This is a genomic window from Streptomyces mesophilus (assembly GCF_040300965.1).
GTDB lineage: Bacteria > Actinomycetota > Actinomycetes > Streptomycetales > Streptomycetaceae > Streptomyces > Streptomyces mesophilus_A.
In genome coordinates, this window is record NZ_JBEPEW010000024.1 from 35,383 (window position 1) to 52,367 (window position 16,985).

At 70.9% G+C, this 16,985-nt stretch carries 15 protein-coding genes; 7 read left to right on the forward strand and 8 right to left on the reverse strand.

Annotated elements, in window-relative coordinates:
• Positions 1–19 precede the first annotated feature (19 nt).
• From ABT367_RS12040 to ABT367_RS12060, 5 genes are all read right to left on the reverse strand, one after another.
• Entirely contained in the window at positions 20–2,743 is a 2,724-nt protein-coding gene (locus ABT367_RS12040; RefSeq protein ID WP_352252193.1) for a bifunctional acetate--CoA ligase family protein/GNAT family N-acetyltransferase, read from the reverse strand.
• A 139-nt stretch (positions 2,744–2,882) separates the two neighbouring features.
• Positions 2,883–3,140, reverse strand: coding sequence for a HypC/HybG/HupF family hydrogenase formation chaperone (locus ABT367_RS12045; protein WP_352252262.1), 258 nt, complete (start codon positions 3,138–3,140; stop codon positions 2,883–2,885).
• 5 nt (positions 3,141–3,145) lie between these two features.
• Positions 3,146–5,482 carry a carbamoyltransferase HypF gene (gene hypF / locus ABT367_RS12050; protein WP_352252195.1) on the reverse strand — a complete coding sequence of 779 codons (2,337 nt, stop codon included), beginning with the start codon at positions 5,480–5,482 and terminating at the stop codon, positions 3,146–3,148.
• Between the two features lie 4 nt (positions 5,483–5,486).
• Complete coding sequence (locus ABT367_RS12055) at positions 5,487–5,987, reverse strand: hydrogenase maturation protease (RefSeq protein ID WP_352252197.1); 501 nt, start codon at positions 5,985–5,987, stop codon at positions 5,487–5,489.
• A gap of 11 nt (positions 5,988–5,998) precedes the next feature.
• Positions 5,999–7,093: an Acg family FMN-binding oxidoreductase gene (locus ABT367_RS12060; protein WP_352252199.1), complete on the reverse strand. Its 1,095-nt coding sequence runs from the start codon at positions 7,091–7,093 to the stop codon at positions 5,999–6,001.
• A gap of 268 nt (positions 7,094–7,361) precedes the next feature.
• Here ABT367_RS12060 and ABT367_RS12065 point away from each other — a divergent pair, with 268 nt between their 5' ends.
• The 7 genes from ABT367_RS12065 to ABT367_RS12095 all read left to right on the forward strand — a co-directional run bounded on the left by ABT367_RS12065 (position 7,362) and on the right by ABT367_RS12095 (position 12,468).
• Complete coding sequence (locus tag ABT367_RS12065; protein ID WP_352252201.1) at positions 7,362–7,823, forward strand: OsmC family protein; 462 nt, start codon at positions 7,362–7,364, stop codon at positions 7,821–7,823.
• A gap of 28 nt (positions 7,824–7,851) precedes the next feature.
• Complete coding sequence (locus ABT367_RS12070) at positions 7,852–8,352, forward strand: universal stress protein (RefSeq protein WP_352252203.1); 501 nt, start codon at positions 7,852–7,854, stop codon at positions 8,350–8,352.
• 96 nt (positions 8,353–8,448) lie between these two features.
• Positions 8,449–9,345, forward strand: a complete 897-nt coding sequence (locus tag ABT367_RS12075; protein WP_352252205.1) for a universal stress protein — start codon at positions 8,449–8,451, stop codon at positions 9,343–9,345.
• A gap of 68 nt (positions 9,346–9,413) precedes the next feature.
• Complete coding sequence (locus ABT367_RS12080; protein ID WP_352252207.1) at positions 9,414–9,932, forward strand: flavodoxin domain-containing protein; 519 nt, start codon at positions 9,414–9,416, stop codon at positions 9,930–9,932.
• Positions 9,933–9,979: 47 nt separating this feature from the next.
• Positions 9,980–10,852 carry a universal stress protein gene (locus ABT367_RS12085; RefSeq protein WP_352252209.1) on the forward strand — a complete coding sequence of 291 codons (873 nt, stop codon included), beginning with the start codon at positions 9,980–9,982 and terminating at the stop codon, positions 10,850–10,852.
• A gap of 121 nt (positions 10,853–10,973) precedes the next feature.
• On the forward strand, positions 10,974–11,879 hold the full coding sequence (locus ABT367_RS12090) for a universal stress protein (protein ID WP_352252211.1): 906 nt from the start codon (positions 10,974–10,976) through the stop codon (positions 11,877–11,879).
• Between the two features lie 163 nt (positions 11,880–12,042).
• Complete coding sequence (locus ABT367_RS12095) at positions 12,043–12,468, forward strand: Hsp20/alpha crystallin family protein (RefSeq protein ID WP_352252213.1); 426 nt, start codon at positions 12,043–12,045, stop codon at positions 12,466–12,468.
• 80 nt (positions 12,469–12,548) lie between these two features.
• On the opposite strand, the gene ABT367_RS12100 is transcribed toward ABT367_RS12095, so the two are convergent.
• From ABT367_RS12100 to ABT367_RS12110, 3 genes are read right to left on the reverse strand one after another with little or no spacing between them, the layout of a single operon-like run.
• A complete protein-coding gene (locus ABT367_RS12100; RefSeq protein WP_352252215.1) occupies positions 12,549–14,936 on the reverse strand; it encodes a glycoside hydrolase family 65 protein in 2,388 nt (795 codons plus the stop codon).
• Complete coding sequence (locus tag ABT367_RS12105; RefSeq protein ID WP_352252264.1) at positions 14,933–15,664, reverse strand: HAD family hydrolase; 732 nt, start codon at positions 15,662–15,664, stop codon at positions 14,933–14,935. The genes ABT367_RS12100 and ABT367_RS12105 overlap by 4 nt, the downstream gene beginning before the upstream one ends.
• Positions 15,665–15,702: 38 nt before the next feature.
• Entirely contained in the window at positions 15,703–16,701 is a 999-nt protein-coding gene (locus ABT367_RS12110) for an Acg family FMN-binding oxidoreductase (protein ID WP_352252217.1), read from the reverse strand.
• Positions 16,702–16,985 lie beyond the last annotated feature (284 nt).

A 16,985-nucleotide genomic window follows, 5' to 3' on the forward strand; every position in this document is an offset into this window, starting at 1 on the left:
GCCTCCTCGGGGTGCCGGCTCAGCGGAGCCGACGCAGGTAGGGGTCGTGTGCCTTGCGTGGAAGGAGCCTGATCCGCACGTCGAGTGCGGTGATCCCGCCGGGCAGCGCAAGGACGGGATTGAGATCGGCTTCCGCGAGTTGCGGCAGGTCGCTCGCCATCCGGGAGAGGCGCAGCAGCAGTTGCTCGAGGCCTTCCAGGTCCACGGGACCGGCGCCGCCCTGCCCGAAGAGCAGGGGCGCGCAGCGCGGGGCGGTGATCAGGTCGTGTACGTCGTGGTCGGTGAGCGGAGCCAGCCGGGCCGCGTGATCGGCGAGGACGTCCGTGGAGGTGCCGCCGAGGCCGAACAGGACCAGCGGGCCGAAGATCTCGTCCTGCGCCACTCCGGCGAACAGTTCGATGCCGCGGGCTGCGAGGGGCTGGACGACGACTCCGGTCAGCAGCCCGTCGAAGCGTGTCTCGAAGTCCCGGTAAGCAGCACGCACTTGGGTGTCTCCTCGCAGATCGAGGTGGATGGCACCCTCTTGCATCTTGTGCATCAGGCCGGGCCAGTGGGCCTTGAGAACGGTCAGGCCGTCTGGGCCCTTGAGGCGGTCCGCGGCGAGCACGGCCTCGTCCTCGGTCCGGGCCCATGCCCACGGCAACTGCTCGATGCCGTAGCAGTCGAGGAGCTCGGCGGTGCCCTGCGGGTCGAGCCAGCCGCCCTCCGGATGGTCCTCCAGGTAGGACCGGGTGAGGGCATGTGCTCGCGATGTGTCCACGCCCTCCAGATCCGGGACCGTGCCCAACGGTCGGGCCAGCCAGCGAGAGCGCGTCACCGCGTGGGCGAGAGCGCCGGCTGCCGTCTGCGGATCCGCGTACGCCGGGACGAAGGCGTCGCCGGCGGGGAGCAGCCGTATCGGCCGCTCCTGGTCGAGGAGGACGGCGACGACGGTCCCGGTACGGCCCGACTTCGCCGGGCGGGTCAAGGCGCGGGGCAGGTCGTCGCCGGTCGCCGAAGCGACCGCGGTGGGCACCAAGGCCACCAGGACCGCGTCCACGCTCGGGCTCTGCGTCAACCGGTCGATGCAGGCGCCCAATTGTTCCTCGGACACGGCGGCCGTGGTGTCGACCGGATTCGTCGCTTTGGCGCCCGCGGGTAGAACGGCGAGCAGATCTTCGATCAGCTCGGGGCCGAGCTGCGGCAGAGTCAGGCCGGCCTCCGCGCAGGCGTCGGCGGCAAGGACTCCGGCGCCTCCCGCGTTGGTGAGCACCGCGATCCGGCTGCCCGCGGGCAAGGGCTGACTGGTCAACAGCGCTGCTGTGGCCAGGAGTTCCGGTACGGAGCGGGTGGCGGTGATGCCGGCCTGGGTGAACAGAGCCTGCCGGGTCATCGTCGAGGTGGCCGCCGCGGCAGTGTGTGAGGCGGCCGCGCGCCGACCGGTCTCGGTGCGGCCCGCGTCCACCGTCAGGATCGGCAGCCGTCGGGTGACACGGCGGGCGGTGCGCGAGAAGGCACGCGGGTTGCCGAACGACTCCAGGTGGAGGAGCGCCAGTTCGGTGCGTCCGTCACCCTCCCACCACTGCAGCAGGTCGTTCCCGCTCACGTCGTACTTGTCGCCGAGTGAGACGAAGCTGGAGACGCCGATGCCGAGCCGGTCGAGGCCGGAGAGCAGGGCGATGCCGACGCCACCGGACTGGACGGCAACTCCGGCGGTCCCGGTCCGAGGGTGGGCGGCGGCGAACGTGGCGTTCAGCCGCAGTTCCGGCTCGGTGTTGGCGAGGCCCAGGCAATTGGGGCCGACCAGGCGCATGTCGTGGGTGCGGCAGGCGGTGAGCAGCGCTTCGGCCTGTTGGGCGTCGAGCCCGGAGGTGACCACTAGCAGAGCGCGCACCCCGAATTTGCCGCACTCCTCGGCGACGGAGGGGATTTCCGCGGCGGGGACGGCAAGGACTGCCAGGTCCGGCACCACGGGCAGCGCGCCGACCGCCGGATGAGCGGGGACTCCCATGATGGCGTCGGCATGCGGGTTCACGGCGTACAGACGGCCGGTGAAGCGGGTGGTGCGCAGGTTGTACAGGATCGCGCGTCCCACCGATCCGGGCTTGCGTCCGGACCCCACGACCACCACTGATCGCGGCTGGAGCAGGGGGCGCAGGCTCATCGCATCGGCGGTCCGGCCGCGCTGCTCGACGAACGCCAGGTAGTCCTCGGTTTCGGCCAGTTGAACGGTGCAGTGCACCTCGGGGCCGTCGAAGCGGCGTGCGGTGTGCAGCCCGAGATCGGCGAATACCTTGAGCATGTCGTGGTTCTCGGACAGGGCGTCGGCCGCGAACGCGGTGATTCCGTCGGCCCGGGCTGTGGAGACCAGGTGCTCGAGGAGCAGTGTGCCCACACCGCGGTGGTGCCAGAGGTCGTCGACCGCGAGCGCGATCTCGGCTGTTCCCAGCTCATCGGTGCGTTCGTACTCGGCGAGACCGACGACGTGGGTGCCGTGCTCGGCGAGCAGGGCACGGTAGCCGGGCCGTGGCCGACCGCCCGGCTGATCGGGGCCGCACATGCGGTCCACGGCCAGGCTCGCGGAGTGCCGGCTCGCCCCGAAGAACCGCAGCCTCAAGTTCTCGAGCGACATCTCCTCGTACAGGCGCAGCACTTCGGCGCGATCCTCGGGAACTACCGCACGGATCCGAACCGTCGTGCCGTCCGACAGAAGGGCGTGGACGCCGGACTGCGGCGCGCCTCGCGGTGGTGTGCTCTGCGTCATGACGGACCTTGCTCTCTCGTCGTGGATGCACGAGGCGTGCGGGGACGCTGTCAGCATCCGGCGCCAGGGACGGTTGGAGCAGAGGCCGTCCGGGGTGGAGCGCGGGGCCGACCGGCCCTTTTCGCCTGTCTTGGCGGCCTCAGGGCAGCGGTTCGCCCAGCTCCCCCTCGACCGCGTCGGCCATGGCCCGCAGAACAGCCAGGGTGCGCTGCGCTTCGCCCTCGTCGACGACGCTGATGGCGAACCCGACGTGGATGATCACGTACGCGCCGACGCCGGCCTCGGGTGTGTAGTTGAGGCAGGCTTCGCGCCGTACGCCACCGAAGTCCACGGTGGCCATGCGCAGGCCTGCGTCGTCGTGGATCTCCAGGACTCTGCCGGGGATGCCGAGACACATGGCGCTCACCTCTCCTTGGCGATACGGGCCGCCGCCACAGCGCTCTGGCCGTAGCTGATGCCGCCGTCCCCGACCGGTACTTCGGTTCCGACGAGGACGCGCAGCCCTTGGGCGCGCAGTCGGCGCCGCGTCTCGACGAGCAGGCGCCGGTTCACGAAGCAGCCCCCTGCCAGGCACACGGTGCGCGGTGCGCCACTGTCGACAGCTCTCGCGACGAGTTCGGCCGTTGCGGCGGCCACGGTCAGGTGGAAGGCGGCCGCGAGCTGTGCCACGGGCTCGTGAGCGCAGAGCCGGTCGAGCAGATCGACGAGGGTGACGGTCGTGTCGTACACCCACAGACCGTCCGCTCGTACCAGCCGGTGGGCGAGCGGCGCAGCATGCTCGGTGCCCGCGGCGGTCTCCAGGGCGACGGCCGCCTCGCCCTCGTAACTCACCGTGGAGCACAGGCCGAGCAACGCGGCCACGGTGTCGAAGAGGCGGCCCGCGCTGGAGGCGCGCGGGCAGTTCAGTTCCCGGGCCACCATGGCGCGCACCGCTGTGACCGTCCCCGGATCGAGCCGGCGGGTGAACTTTGCGATGAGCGCGGACGAGGGGCGGGCGGTGCCGAGCACCTCGGCGCCGAAGAGGTGGCCGAGGGCCATCCGGTACGGGTGCAGGACGGCGGCCTCCCCACCCGGCAGCGGCGCGGTGGCGAAGCGGCCCACACGCCGGTACCCGGCCAGGTCGGCCACCATGACCTCGCCGCCCCACAGCGTGCCGTCGTCCCCGAGGCCGAGCCCGTCATAGGCGACGCCCAGGAACGGGCCTCGCAGACCGTGTTCGGCGGCGCAGGCGGCCAGGTGCGCGTGGTGGTGCTGGACCGGGATGTGCCGCAAGGGCTGGGACAGCGCCCACTGGGTCGAGAGGTAGCCAGGGTGCAGGTCGTGCGCCACCACCTGAGGTTCGACGCCGGTGAGGATGCGCAGCCTGGCGTATGACTCCAGGAAGGCGTCATACGTCGCCGGGTCCGCCAAGTCGCCGGTGTGCGGCCCGAGATGGGCCGACCCGCCGTGGGCGAGCGCGACGGTGTGCTTGAGCTGCGCGCCTGCGCCGACGAGCGGGACCGGGGCGGGGACGGGCAGGGGCAGCGGCGCCGGGGCGAGACCGCGTGCCCGGCGAACGGTAAGGCGTACACGCCCCACTGCCTGGACCACGGAGTCGTCGTAGCGGGTATGGACGGGGCGGTCGTGGCCGAGGAATCCGTCGGCCACGCCTGCCAGGGAGCGCCGGGCCTCGTCATCGTCCTTCGCGATCGGCTCGTCGGCCAGGTTGCCGCTGGTGGCGACGAGCGGGCGGCCGAGTTCCCGCAGAAGGAGATGGTGCAGTCCCGTGGTCGGCAGGAACAGGCCGATACGGTCGGTTCCCGGATGCACGCCTGGGGCGATGCCGACCCGGCCCGCAGACCATGAAGTCCTGATGCGCCTGAGGGTCTTGAGCAGCACCACGGGACGCGCGGGGGAGGTGAGCAGTCGGGACTCGGTCGTGTTCGGGGTGGCGATCCGGCTGAGCATGGTCAGATCCCGGACCATCACGGCGAACGGCTTGGCCGGCCGGCGCTTGCGTGCGCGCAGAGCGCGGATCGCGTCCGGATCGGTCGCGTCGCAGACGAGTTGGTAGCCGCCGAGTCCCTTCAGCGCCACGATCCCGCCGCGGTCGACGCACGCGACGGCCGCCTTGAGGGCACGTTCTCCGCGCAGCCCGTTCCAGTCGAGACGTGGCCCGCAAGAGGGGCAGGCGACCGGTTCGGCATGGAAGCGACGATCGCCCGGATCGGAGTACTCGACGGCGCAGTCCCCGCACAGCGGAAAGCGGCGCATGGTGGTGCGCACCCGGTCGTAGGGCAGCCCTTCGATGATCGTGGCCCGCGGTCCGCAGTCGGTGCAGTTGATGAACGGATAGCGGTGGCGGCGGTCGCCGGGGTCGAACAGTTCGGTCAGGCAGGCGTCGCATATTGCCGCGTCCGGCGGTACTTCGCGCGGCAGGGCGCCGGCCGACGCCTCGGATGTGCTCGAACGGACCGTGAAGCCGTGGAACCGCGCTGTGCTTCCCGTGAGGGCGGGGGAGAGTTCCACGGCCCGCACGGTCGCCAGCGGTGGTGCGTCGGAGCGCAGCCTCGTCACGAACTCCCGCACGGCGGCGGGTGGTCCCGCCACTTCGCCTTCGACGTGTCCGTTCCTGTTGGCCACCCACCCGGTGAGCCCGAGGCGGGTGGCAAGCCGGTGGGCGAAGGGCCTGAAACCGACACCTTGCACTGTGCCGTACACCAAGAAGCGGTGGAGTGCAGGGCTGCGCGAGTCGTCCATGGGCTCATCCCCGCGCTGAGGTGTCGCGGTGCCGGGTGATCTCGTCCTCGATGGACCGCGTCACGGGTTCGACGGCGGCCTCGACGGCGGGGGACATGCCCGTGCCCAGGGAATGATCGGCGCCCTCGATCGCGTACACCACGATCTGGCCGGGCAGTCGGCCCAGGACCCGAGCGAGTTCGACGGCTTCTCCGAGGCCGAGCCCATGCGAACTCGTCGCCCGCGGCTTCTCCAGGAGGTCCGCCTCCATGGCGATGCGGTGCACGCGGCCGGGAGACCCGGGGTGGGTGTGCGCGGCGTCGACGATCACGGCGAGGTCCACGCCTTCCCATAAGCTGATCAGCCGGACCGGGTCGCCGTCGCAGGTGGCGAGCACGGTGCCGGGCGGCAGAGGGCGGGACTCGGCCCGTTCCCGCAGCCGGGCGATCGTCGCCCAGCCCACCGCGTCGTCCCGTCGGAACTCGTTGCCGACGCCGATGGCCGCGATCCGTGTGCGCTCCGTCATGCCGACCACCTTCATGCGCCGTGGCGGCTGGTGGGCAGGGGCCGTTCGGCCTTGCTCCGGGACCGAGCGTCCTGCACCCGGTCGTCGGGGGTGGCCCTGTGCGAGGGGTCGGCCTGGGGGCGGGACCTCAGCACCTGCGCGACCGGCCGCCGGTACGTGGCGAGCCGCCAACGGGTGTAGCCGAGTCGCAGAATCATCTGCGGGAACTGCCGTGAGGGCACCAAGGCGCGCACTTCGGCGCGCAGGTAGGGCACTTCGAGCGGCTGGGTGTGGAAGCCGGCCATCACCTGCCGGCTTGCGGCGTACAACAGGACACGTTGCAGCGCCTGTCCGGCGCGCAGCCAGTCCTGAGGTGTGTCACGCGGGGTGCTGAGCAGAGCGACGAGCCCGGTACGGCTCGGCCAGGACATGCCGGGCCCGGCGGTGGGACGTGCACGGGTCAGGCCGGTGAAGTCGCGTCCTGCGAAGAGTGTCGAGTCCGGGTGGAAGGGACATGAGTCGGCGGGGATGCCGTCCTCGCGTCCGCTGCCGAACGGCCGGCTCCAGTGGGAAAGTTCGGCGAGATGAGGCGGGCTGCAGCGCTGGGCGGCCTCGGCCTCCCTGATCAGTTCGGCGAGGTCCCGCTGTTCGCGGGCGTCGGGCAGGGTGATGAGCTCGGCTCCTTCGATCCGTGCCTGCTCCTGCAGCGCTGCGATCAGCTCCGGCGGCACCTGGTCCGACTGGAACGGACCGCGGTGGGTGTGCCGTATCCGGATGGCCCGGTGCAGCAGTTCCTCGTCGGGCGTGGAGGGCGCGTAGGCTCCCCAGCTCACCTGGGCGAGCCGTGGGTGCCGGTGGAGTTCGGGGTGCGAGCGTACGACCGGGCGGAATCCGAGATGCCGCATGGCGGCCCGCAGATTGAACAGGGCGGCGCCGCAACTGATCAGGGCCTCGCGCCCTGTGGGATCGGTGACGGGGAGAAGCCGGGTGACATCCGCGGACAGCACGACGTCGTCGGCCGCGCAGGTGAACAGCCAGGGCTGGGAGTTGTGCAGGGACGGCGCGGCGACCGCGGCGCGGAGCAGATGGTCCACCGCACGGCGCGGCACGGCGCTACAGGTGGTCATGGCGCCCCCGATCCTCGAGTGAATCCAGGTCCTTGTCAGCGTCCGCCCGCCCGCGAGCGCGGGCCAGGGGCCGGTCGTCCCCGGGTATGGACCCTTGGGCCCGGTCTCGCCCGGTGTTCCGACGGCACGATGGAAGGCACCGACCGCAGACGGAACTGCGCGCGGTAGAGCGTCCGGACCTCACCTGGCTGAGGGCAACGGGCCACGGCTGACCCGTGAACAGACCCCGGACGTCACGAACAACCTGAGGTTCAGGACAGGAGAGGCCATGAACCGGAAGAACGACGCGCGCGCCGTGCGGCCGACGCGCTCGACCTTCGCACCGTCGGGAGAGGTCGGAGCGATAGCCGTCACCTACGTCGCGGGCCAGTCGTACGCCGTACGCGTACGCGGCCACGAACTCATCGTCGACCAGCCACCGGAGAGCGGTGGGGACGATGGCGGGCCCACTCCGGTGGAGCTGTTCGTCGCCTCACTCGCCGCGTGCGTCGCCTACTACGCGGGCCGATTCCTGCAGCGCCATCACCTTCCGTACGACCAACTGCGAGTGCGCGCCCACTTCGAGATGGCCGAGGACCGGCCCGCGAGGGTCGCTGCGATACGGATGCAGGTGCAGACGCCCGGGGTGCTGGACGCGACCCGGAGGGAAGGACTGCGCGCCGTTGTGAGTCACTGCACCGTCCACAACTCGCTACGTGAACCTCCCGCCGTCAGCGTCGAGTTGAAGTGAGACCAGGCCGAAGGAGGTGAGGTACGTGATGGAGGTGCCCTCTCACGGAGCGCTGATCGTCGGCGTCGACGGGTCGGCGGCGGCCTTGGCTGCACTGCGCTGGTCCGCCGCCAAGGCGCGGCTGTTCGATGCCCCAGTGGTCGCGGTCCATGCCTGGCTGCCCAGCGGGCTGTACCGGGCGCCGTACGCGCCGGCGGCCGACGCGCCCACTGTGGAGCAGGACCGCCACTGGGCACTGCGCACGCTCGAGGAAACGGTCGCCCAGCTCCATCAACTCGACCCCGCAGCGGTGGTCGTGTCCGTTCTCGACCAGGGGCCGCCCGCTGCCGTACTGCTGCATCACGCCCGCCACGCCTTGCTGCTAGCCCTGGGGAGAAGAACCCGCCAGGACGCGACCGTGGCTCCCTCCGCGGCGGTCACCCGCGCTTGCGAGCGGAACGCGATGTGCCCGGTCATCACCGTGCCGGAGCTGCCTCAGGACGCGAAAGCGAGCGACCTGCCGTGGCTCGCCCTCAGTGCCCCGGCGTGACCGAGATCCCCCCAACCGGTCCCGCATTCGGACCGGTTGGCCCCTGCGAATCTTCCGCTCCGCGCAGGACGCTGTGCGCAGAAGGGGGTGGGGACGATGACCAGGCCGATCACCGTGGGTCTCGACGGCTCGCCGGAAAGCATGGCCGCGGCGGACTGGGCGGCCAGGGAAGCGCTGCGCCGAGGATTGCCGTTGCGTCTCGTGCACGCCTGGGAGGGCCTGCCCGCTGATGACGAACCCGTGACGCTTCCTGAGCTCAGGGTGCCGCAGTACTGGGCGCGGAGAATCCTGCGCGGCGCGCAGGACCGGTTGGGCGAGCGGTATCCGCAGTTGTACATCAGTGCCGAGCAGCTCCGGAAGCCGCCCGTCCCCGCTCTGGTGGAAGCAGCCATGTCCGCCGAGTTGCTGGCCTTGGGCAACCAAGGCCTCGGCGGCGTCGGCGGCATGCTCGCCGGCTCCGTCGCCTTGGCGTCCGTGGCGCAGGTGCGACGGCCGGTGGTGCTGGTGCGTGCCGGCGCCGAAGAGACGGACGGGCACGTTCCGGATGTCGCGGGCAGCGCCTCGCGGCGCACCCCGTACCGGGAGGTGCTGGTCGCCCTCGACCTCGGGGGCACCCCCGACCCGCTGCTCGAGTTCGCCTTCGAGGCGGCCCGTGCCAGGGGGGCCTTGTTGCGCGCGCTGTACGCCTGGCACCTTCCGCCCGGGCACGGTGACGGAAGCCGCAGGCGAGCGGAGTTGCCACAGCGCGAAGCCGTGTGGGCATTGGACTCGGCGCTCGAACCCTGGCGGGAGAAGTACCCCACGGTGAGGGTGGCGGGCTGTACCGATCATGCGCGCCCGGGCCAGGCCGTGCTGAGTGCTGCTCGTGAGGCCGGACTGCTGGTCGTGGGCCGGCGGGTTCGCCGGAGCGCTCTCGGCACTCACACCGGACGCATTACGCACCTGGCCATCCGCCATGTCCGGTGCCCGGTCGCCGTCATCGCCCATGACTGATCGCGACCGACAGCTGCCCTGCACACGGCCGTGGCAGACCCGCGTCGAGGACCCCACGGAGGTGGGCCATGAATGTTCTGGTGGGATACGCCACCGCACACGGATCGACCCGGGACATCGCCGGATGCATCGCCGAGCGCCTTTGTACGGCAGGGCTGAAGGCAGAGGCCCGGCCGATGTGCGAGGTCGACGACGCCGACGCCTATGACGCCTTCGTTCTCGGCAGCGCCGTGCACGGGCAGGCATGGCTGCCGCAGGCCGGCGACTTCCTGCGCGCTCACGCCGATCTCCTGCGCTTCTGCCCGGTATGGCTGTTCAGCGTGGGAATGCCGGACGCCTTGCGCGGCCCCTGGAAGCCTTTGGCCCGCGCGGAGGAGCCGGTCATCCTCGCCAGTCTGCCCGAGCACATTCCGCACCGTGATCACCGCCTCCTGTCCGGAGTGATCCGGCCCGGTCACCTGCCGCTCACCGGGCGGTTGGTGTTCCGCCTGATGGGGCTGCGTTACGGCGACCTGAGGGACTGGCCGCAGATCGAGGCCTGGGCCGACGGGATCGGTCAGGAGCTCACCACGTCCGAGCCGGTCTGACGTCCTGACGCCGACGGGTGTCCCGTACAGACGAAGGAGACTTGCCGATGGAACTTCCCATCGTGGTAGGGGTGGATGGATCGGACGCCGGTCTGCGTGCGGTCGACTGGGCCGTGTCGGAGGCCGGCCTTCGCGGTCTGCCGCTGCGGATCGTGTACGCCGATGTCCGGGCGCGGCCCGGGAAGGGAGCCGCAGGGCTAGGGAGCGCGACCCCGCCGGATCGTGATGCTGCCCGACGCATTCTGGAGCGTGCAGCCCGACGAGCGCAGGGCGCGGGGACCGAGGCGAAGATATCCACCGAGGCGGTCGGCGGCGACGCGGTCGAAACGCTCTTGGACGAGGCACGGCACGCGGCCGCCCTGATCACCGGCTGCCGGGGCCGTGACACCTTCGTGAGGCTGGGCCGCGGCATCAACCGGTCCCTGGCCGCCCGCGCGGCATGCCCGCTGATCGTCGTGCGCGGTGACGCAACGGCCTTGAGCGCTCGGCATCGACGCGTAGTCCTCGGGCTGGGCGCGGCTCCCGTGGCCAGGCCTGTCGTCGAGTTCGCGTTCGGTGCCGCAGAGGTGAGGAACGCGGTTCTGGAAGCAGTACGCGCCTGGCGCGCACCCGCCCACGAGCTGCGGGCCCATCCGCTCATCGTCGGTGACCCGCCCGTGCACCAACGTGATCGCGCCGTGCAACTTCTCGAGGACGCTCTGCGCGGGCCGGCGGCGGACCACCCGAAGGCCGTCGTGTGCCGTGCTGCCGTGGAGGGCCGGGTCGACACGGTGCTGCGCACTCGCTCGACCACGGCGGACCTCTTGGTCATCGGTGCGAAACGTCACTACGGCCGCACGGAACTCAGTCTGGGCAGGCGCATAGAAGCTCTGCTCCAGCACTCCGCGTGTCCCGTGGCAGTCGTTCCGCACTCGCCCTGACGCTCCGCTCAAGTGGAGGCGTCCCGGGCCATTCGGACCGGATGTGGACCATGCAGCCCCTGCCGCTTGAGGTCGCCTGGCGGAACCCTGGTCCGGACAGCGACCTCAGGAGGTGCTGACCATGGAACGAGCGATAGTCGTCGGGGTGGACGGAACAACCGAGAGTCTCGCCGCAGCCGAATGGGCCGCGCGCGAAGCCGAGTTGCGGCACGTGCCACTGAGGCTCGTCCACGTACGGCAACCGAGCCGGTACGTGCCATCGTCCGAGGCCGCAAGCGCGGCCGGGCGACACATGAGCCGGACGATCCTACGGGCGGCGGAAGACCGGATCCATGCCGTATGTCCCCATCTGCCGATGACAGACGTGCAACTGGAGGGCGCCCCTTCGGCCGAGCTCGTCAGGATGGCCGACACGTCGGAGTTCCTGGTGCTCGGTTCCCGTGGGCTGAGCGGCCTGACCGGCTTCTTCGCCGGCTCGGTTGCTCTCGCCGCCGTGGCCCATGCGGAGCGCCCGGTGGTGCTCGTACGTCCCCAACTGGATGCCGGGGACGGGCCCGCTGAGGGCCCGGCCGGTGCGGCACAGGGGCAGTCCGCTCCGCGCGAAGTCGTGGTCGCGCTCGACATCGCGGCTCCGTGCGACGAGGTGATCGAGTTCGCCTTCGAGGCGGCGCGGCCACGGGCCGCCCGCCTGCGCGCGGTACATGCCTGGAACGAGGTGTCGGGGACGACATTGGATCCCAGCGGTACCTCACGCCGGAAAGCCCCGCAGACGGAGGCCGAGTGGAGCGCTTTCCTGGCCGCGGTGCTGCGACCCTGGCGCGACAAGTACCCCGAGGTGACGGTGGTGCCGAGCGTCGGCCACGGCAGGCGGGCCGGTCTGGTACTTCAGGCGGCCGAGTCCGCCGAGCTGCTCGTCGTCGGACGGCGACTGCGCGCGCATCCGGGCATCGGGCCGTACACCGGGCCGGTCGCCCACGCGGCTGTTCACCATGCGAGGTGTCCGGTGGCCGTCGTACCCCACGTCTGACATCCCGGGCGTGAGGTCATCCGGGGCTTCTCTGTCCGGGGCCGACCGGCCCCGGACAGGGGCCGGTCGGCACTCGCCCGGAGGCACGACCGGCGAGAACCTGGAAGAGAAGGAAGAACAACCCCACATGAAGTAGGAACAACCGCATATGAGGGAGGGCGAGATGAGCGGCATGATCGAAAGGCTGCCAGGCTGGCCGCCGGTACTGCCCGATCTGTTCGGCTGGATCGAGACGGGTGTACCGGGCCTGCACGGAGTCCCCGGCTTGCACGGCATCCGCGTCGAGGAAGCCCTGACGGACAACACCTATGTGCTGCGCGCCGAGCTGCCCGGGATCGACCCGTCCAAGGACGTCGAACTCACCATCACCGAAGGCATGCTGACGCTGCGGGCCGAGCGCGCCACGGAAACCACCGCGAAGCACCACACCGAATTCCGCTACGGAACCTTCGCCCGCTCCGTGCGGCTGCCCGCCGGCGCACGCGGCGACGACGCCACCGCGGACTACAAGGACGGCGTACTGACCGTCAAGATCCCGGTTCCCGAGGTCAAGGCGGGGACCCGGACGATTCCCGTGCGGCACGGCTGAGCGCGTCGAAGCGCTCGCACCGCACACCGCCTGTGCGACCGGTGGGGGAGACCGGCCGCGCAGGCGGCCTTCGCGCGTGGTCACCGCAGGTACAGCCGGCAGGACTCCCCAGGCTTCACGGACACGCTCCGGTCAGGCAGTTGGATGTCGATCGGCAGCCGGTCGGAGGCGGGGACGGTGACTTCCAGCTCTCCCGGACGCAGCCGCACGTCCACACCCCAGTGGCCTCGATAGCGCAGGCGGAAACCGTATGACGAGAGTTCGGGCAGCGGCACGGGGTCGAACCGGAGCGCGTTGCCGCGCGCCTCGATTCCGGTGAGGCCGCGCTGGACGAGATCGAGCGTGCCGGCCATGGCGCCGAGGTGGATGCCCTCGCCGGTCGTGCCGCCCTGCAGGTCGGCGATGTCTCCCTCCAGGGCCTCCTGGCAGAACGTCCACGCATCCGCGCGCCGCACGCGGGCCAGCACCAGCCCGTGGACCAAGCCGCTGAGTGTGGAGCCGTGACTGGTGCGGCGCAGGTAGTAGTCGACAGTGCGGCGCCAGGTCTCGTCGTCGAGCCGGTGGCCCAACCGATCGAAGAGAGCGCGCAGTTCGACGGGGGAGAAGAGGTATCCGAGCATCAGCGCGTCGGCCTGTTTGGAAGCCTGGTAGCGGTTGACCGTGTCGCCCTCGGCCTCCAGGATCCGGTCCAGTCGCCGGATGCTGCCGTACCGCTCGCGGTAGCCGGCCCAGTCCAGCTCCTCGAGCTCCCCATAGCCCTCGAACTGGCTGATGACACCGGAGTGGAACGGAACGTACAGAGTGCGCGAGACGTCCTCCCACAGCTCGAGCTCACCGCCGTCGAGGCCGGTCCGCTCGAACAGTTCCCGACGACGCGGTTCCGGTAAGCCGCGTACTACTTCCAGCGTGCGGGCCAGCACCCATGCGGCCGTCACGTTCGTGTAAGCGTTGTCGTCCAGGCCTGGCTCGGCGGCGCCGGGATAGGCGTCGTGGTACTCGTCGGGACCGACCACACCGCGGATCCGGTGCCTGCCGAGCCCTTCGTCGTACGTCGCGGAGCCCGCCCAGAACCGAGCGATCTGCAACAGCATCTCCGCGCCCTTGGTATGCAGGAACTCCGTGTCGCCGCTGGCTTCGCAGTACTGCCATACGTTGTACGCCACCGCCGACCCGACGTGGTGCTGCAGGTGCGAGTGGTCGGGCAGCCAGCGTCCTGAGTGCGGGTTGAGATGCAACTGCTGTGTCTCCTCGCGGCCGTCGCTGCCGCTCTGCCACGGATAGCAGGCGCCGGCCCGCCCGATGTCCCGGGCCGCGAACACGGCACGTTCCAGGCGCCGGTGGCGGTAGGTGAGCAGGGCGCGGGACACCTCGGGCAGATGCAGGTTCAGATACGGCAGCACGAAGAGCTCGTCCCAGAAGACATGACCGCGATACGCCTCGCCGTGCAGCCCGCGTGCCGGAACGCCCACGTCGAGTCCGGCGGTGTGCGGAGACAGGGTCTGCAGGACATGGAACAGGTGCAGGCGCAGGATCCGCCCCGCCTGCCCCGGTACGTCGAGGTCGGTCCTGCGCCAGAGCTGGTCCCAGGCCGTGAGGTGCGCTTCGAGGAGGTCGTCGAATCCGGGCGCACGGGCGAGCCGGTCGATCGCCGCGTGCAGGGGGTCGCTGATGGCCGGATCCCGGGAGGTGTGCAGAGCGACGGTCTTGTCCACCGTGACGGTCTCGTCGGCGTTCAGAGTGAAGGACATGCGCTGGGTGGCGCGCCGGTCGCCGTGTGCGGCGTGCAGCGGCGCGTTCGCCTCGATACGGGAGGCCATGCCGATCCGGATGTCGGAGGTGGTGGTGCGGCAGCGCAGCCACACGGTGTCCGGAGCGCAGTCACCGGTGTGGACGTGAGTGAGGTGGTTGCCGTTGAGCTCGCGGTAGCGCGGCACGCCGCAGTTGGAGACGGACCCGTCGAGCGCTGCCTCGACCTCGACGAGGCAGGTGTCGCCCTCGACCGTGAATTCGGTGCGCAGGGCTGCCAGATGGGGGTCTCCCATGTGGACGAGGCGCAACTGCCGCACGTGCAGGGTGCCCCCGGCAGGTGTGGCGTACCACAATTGGCGCTCGAGGAGGCCGGAGCTCAGCCGGAGGATCTGCCGGTAGCCGGTGAGGGCCTCGCAGTCGGGGGTGAGCCAGGGGCCGGGCTCCGCACCGTCGGACGGACCGTGTGCTCGGAACCGCAGCGGCAGCCAGTTCGGCAGATTCACCAGGTCCTCGTTCTCCACCTCGCGGCCGGCGATGTGCGACGTGAGCCTGTCGTAACAGCCCGCGGCGTACGTGCCCGGGTAGTGCACCGCGTCGGGCGCGCACTCCGGGGCGGCTCCGCGCGTGGCGAAGTAGCCGTTGCCGAGCGTGCACAGAGATTCCCTGAGCCTCTCCTGCGCCGGGTCGTATCCCTCGTAGCTCCAGGTCCAGTCCGTCACACCGATGGTCCTTCCTCGAGCAGTTCGGCGAGGTCGCGTACGACGATGTGGGCTCCGTGGTCCAACAGCGCCTGCCGGGTGCCCGGTTCACCGGTGCGGTCCACGCCGATGACGAGGCGGAAGCCGCCGCGCCGGCCGGCCTCGACTCCGGCAAGGGCGTCCTCGACGACGGCCGACTGCCCGGCCGGCACGCCGAGCCGGCCGACGGCCTCCAGGAACAGGTCTGGCGCAGGCTTGCCGTGCAGTGCGAGGCGTGCCGCCTCGCTGCCGTCGACCAGGGTGTCGAACATGTGCAAGACGCCGGCGCCGGTGAGGAGTTCACGGGCGTGGCGGGAGGCGGAGGCCGCCGCCAGTGGAACACCCAGTCGGTGCAGCGGGCGCAGCAGGCGAACCGTGCCCGGGTAGGCGTCGATTCCGTGTGTGCGCAACTGCTCGGTATAGCGCCGCTCCTTGTCCGCGGCGACCGCATCGACGAGTTCCGGGGAGGGTTCGACTCCGCGAGAGGCCAGGAACGCCGCGGCCCCGTCGGTCCGGGACCTTCCGTCGACATGGCGCAGATAGTCATCGCGCACGTCGAACGGCCGCCGCTGGGCCGGATCCTGAGGCGGGTGCTCGCGCAGGAAGAGGTCGAAGGCGGCCTTCCACGCTGCCGCATGCACCCGGGCCGAATCGGTGATCACGCCGTCGGTGTCGAAGACCACGGCACGGATGCCGCGCAGTGCCGGCATCGACACGTCATCGGATGCGCCGGTCCTTCCGGCGGTGCTCACGCGCCCTCCGTACCGGAGTCATCACCGGTGTCCAGGAATTCCTGCGGCGCACGGCGGGGCGTGGCTGGCCCCTCGGGTCCATAGCCGAGACGGATCAGCATCTGGACATGGCCGGAGGGTGCGTGTGGCGTACGCAGACGGCTGCGCAGGTCCTGCCATTCCATGGCCTGGTGCAGCAGGGACGCGCGCAGCTTGTGCGCGGTGGCGACCAGGAGCACGTGCTGCAACGCCTGCCCCGTCCGCAGCCAGTCGGTGCGACGGTCGTGCTCGGTCATCAGGGTGGCGAGAGTGGGAAAGCGCTCGAACGCCTGGGACGGGAGCTGTTCCACGTGGCGTCGCGCGGAGAAGTCCCTGAGCGGCAGCTGTTCGAAGGCGTCCTGCGGCCCCAGTGCCGCCTGAGGTATGCCCGTGCCTCCTTCGCGATCGAGCCAACGACGGCTCTCGGTGCCGCGATCCGGATCGAGACGGTTGCGTTGCTCGGCCTCGGCGGTGACGGCCAGCAGTCGTGCGCTCTCGTGGGGCTCGGGCCAGTCGAGTACCCCACCCTCCGCATGGGCGGCTTCGGAGAGTTCGAGCCGAAGACCGGGCTCGACCGGACGGTCGCCGAACGGAAGCCGGCTGCTGTGCCGGTGCCAGATCGCGTCGTACAGATCACTGCGAATCGCCTGTTCGGCGCGCGCCCGTGGCGCAAGTCGCACAGTGGCCAGCAGGCTCGGGAGACGGGGGTCCGGTAACGGACGCACCACGGGATCCCAGCCGAAGTGGGCGACGGCCAGGCGCAGATTGAACACGGCGGCTCCCGCGGCGACATGCAGCGCCCGCCCCTGCGGATCCTCGAACGGCAGGCTCCGCTCCGCGGCGGCATGGATCTCCACCGTGACCGTGCCGGGGTCGAGACGGAAGCGCCAGGGCTGGGTGTTGTGCATGGAGGGTGCCGCCGTGGCGGCGGACACCAGGGCCGTCAGTGTGGCGGCGTCCAGGGCCAGGGGGTGCATGGGTCCCTCCTCTCACCTCGGCGGCCGGCGTGCGCCGCCTGGTTCGGGCAGGGCTTCAGCATGGGCGAGGAACACCGCCACGAGGCAGGGGCCGTTGGGCCCCACTCGGGGGCCGGGTGACTGTCACTCCGTTCGGGTCGATGGCCCAAGAGGCCCTGACCGACTGCCCGTTCGGCTCGTGGAGGGAGCTGGGTGGCCCGGGGTGCCGACGGTGCATCGGGTGTTGGCTGGAGGCAGAGGATGAACCGGGCGAGTCGAGGAAGCGGGTGAGGGCCGTGAGGACA

Coding starts and splice junctions, on each gene's coding strand:
- ABT367_RS12040 (WP_352252193.1), bottom strand. CDS start 2,743: ATGACGCAGAGCACACCACCGCGAGGCGCGCCGCAGTCCGGCGTCCAC.
- ABT367_RS12045 (WP_352252262.1), bottom strand. CDS start 3,140: ATGTGTCTCGGCATCCCCGGCAGAGTCCTGGAGATCCACGACGACGCA.
- hypF (WP_352252195.1), bottom strand. CDS start 5,482: ATGGACGACTCGCGCAGCCCTGCACTCCACCGCTTCTTGGTGTACGGC.
- ABT367_RS12055 (WP_352252197.1), bottom strand. CDS start 5,987: ATGACGGAGCGCACACGGATCGCGGCCATCGGCGTCGGCAACGAGTTC.
- ABT367_RS12060 (WP_352252199.1), bottom strand. CDS start 7,093: ATGACCACCTGTAGCGCCGTGCCGCGCCGTGCGGTGGACCATCTGCTC.
- ABT367_RS12065 (WP_352252201.1), top strand. CDS start 7,362: ATGAACCGGAAGAACGACGCGCGCGCCGTGCGGCCGACGCGCTCGACC.
- ABT367_RS12070 (WP_352252203.1), top strand. CDS start 7,852: ATGGAGGTGCCCTCTCACGGAGCGCTGATCGTCGGCGTCGACGGGTCG.
- ABT367_RS12075 (WP_352252205.1), top strand. CDS start 8,449: ATGACCAGGCCGATCACCGTGGGTCTCGACGGCTCGCCGGAAAGCATG.
- ABT367_RS12080 (WP_352252207.1), top strand. CDS start 9,414: ATGAATGTTCTGGTGGGATACGCCACCGCACACGGATCGACCCGGGAC.
- ABT367_RS12085 (WP_352252209.1), top strand. CDS start 9,980: ATGGAACTTCCCATCGTGGTAGGGGTGGATGGATCGGACGCCGGTCTG.
- ABT367_RS12090 (WP_352252211.1), top strand. CDS start 10,974: ATGGAACGAGCGATAGTCGTCGGGGTGGACGGAACAACCGAGAGTCTC.
- ABT367_RS12095 (WP_352252213.1), top strand. CDS start 12,043: ATGAGCGGCATGATCGAAAGGCTGCCAGGCTGGCCGCCGGTACTGCCC.
- ABT367_RS12105 (WP_352252264.1), bottom strand. CDS start 15,664: ATGCCGGCACTGCGCGGCATCCGTGCCGTGGTCTTCGACACCGACGGC.
- ABT367_RS12110 (WP_352252217.1), bottom strand. CDS start 16,701: ATGCACCCCCTGGCCCTGGACGCCGCCACACTGACGGCCCTGGTGTCC.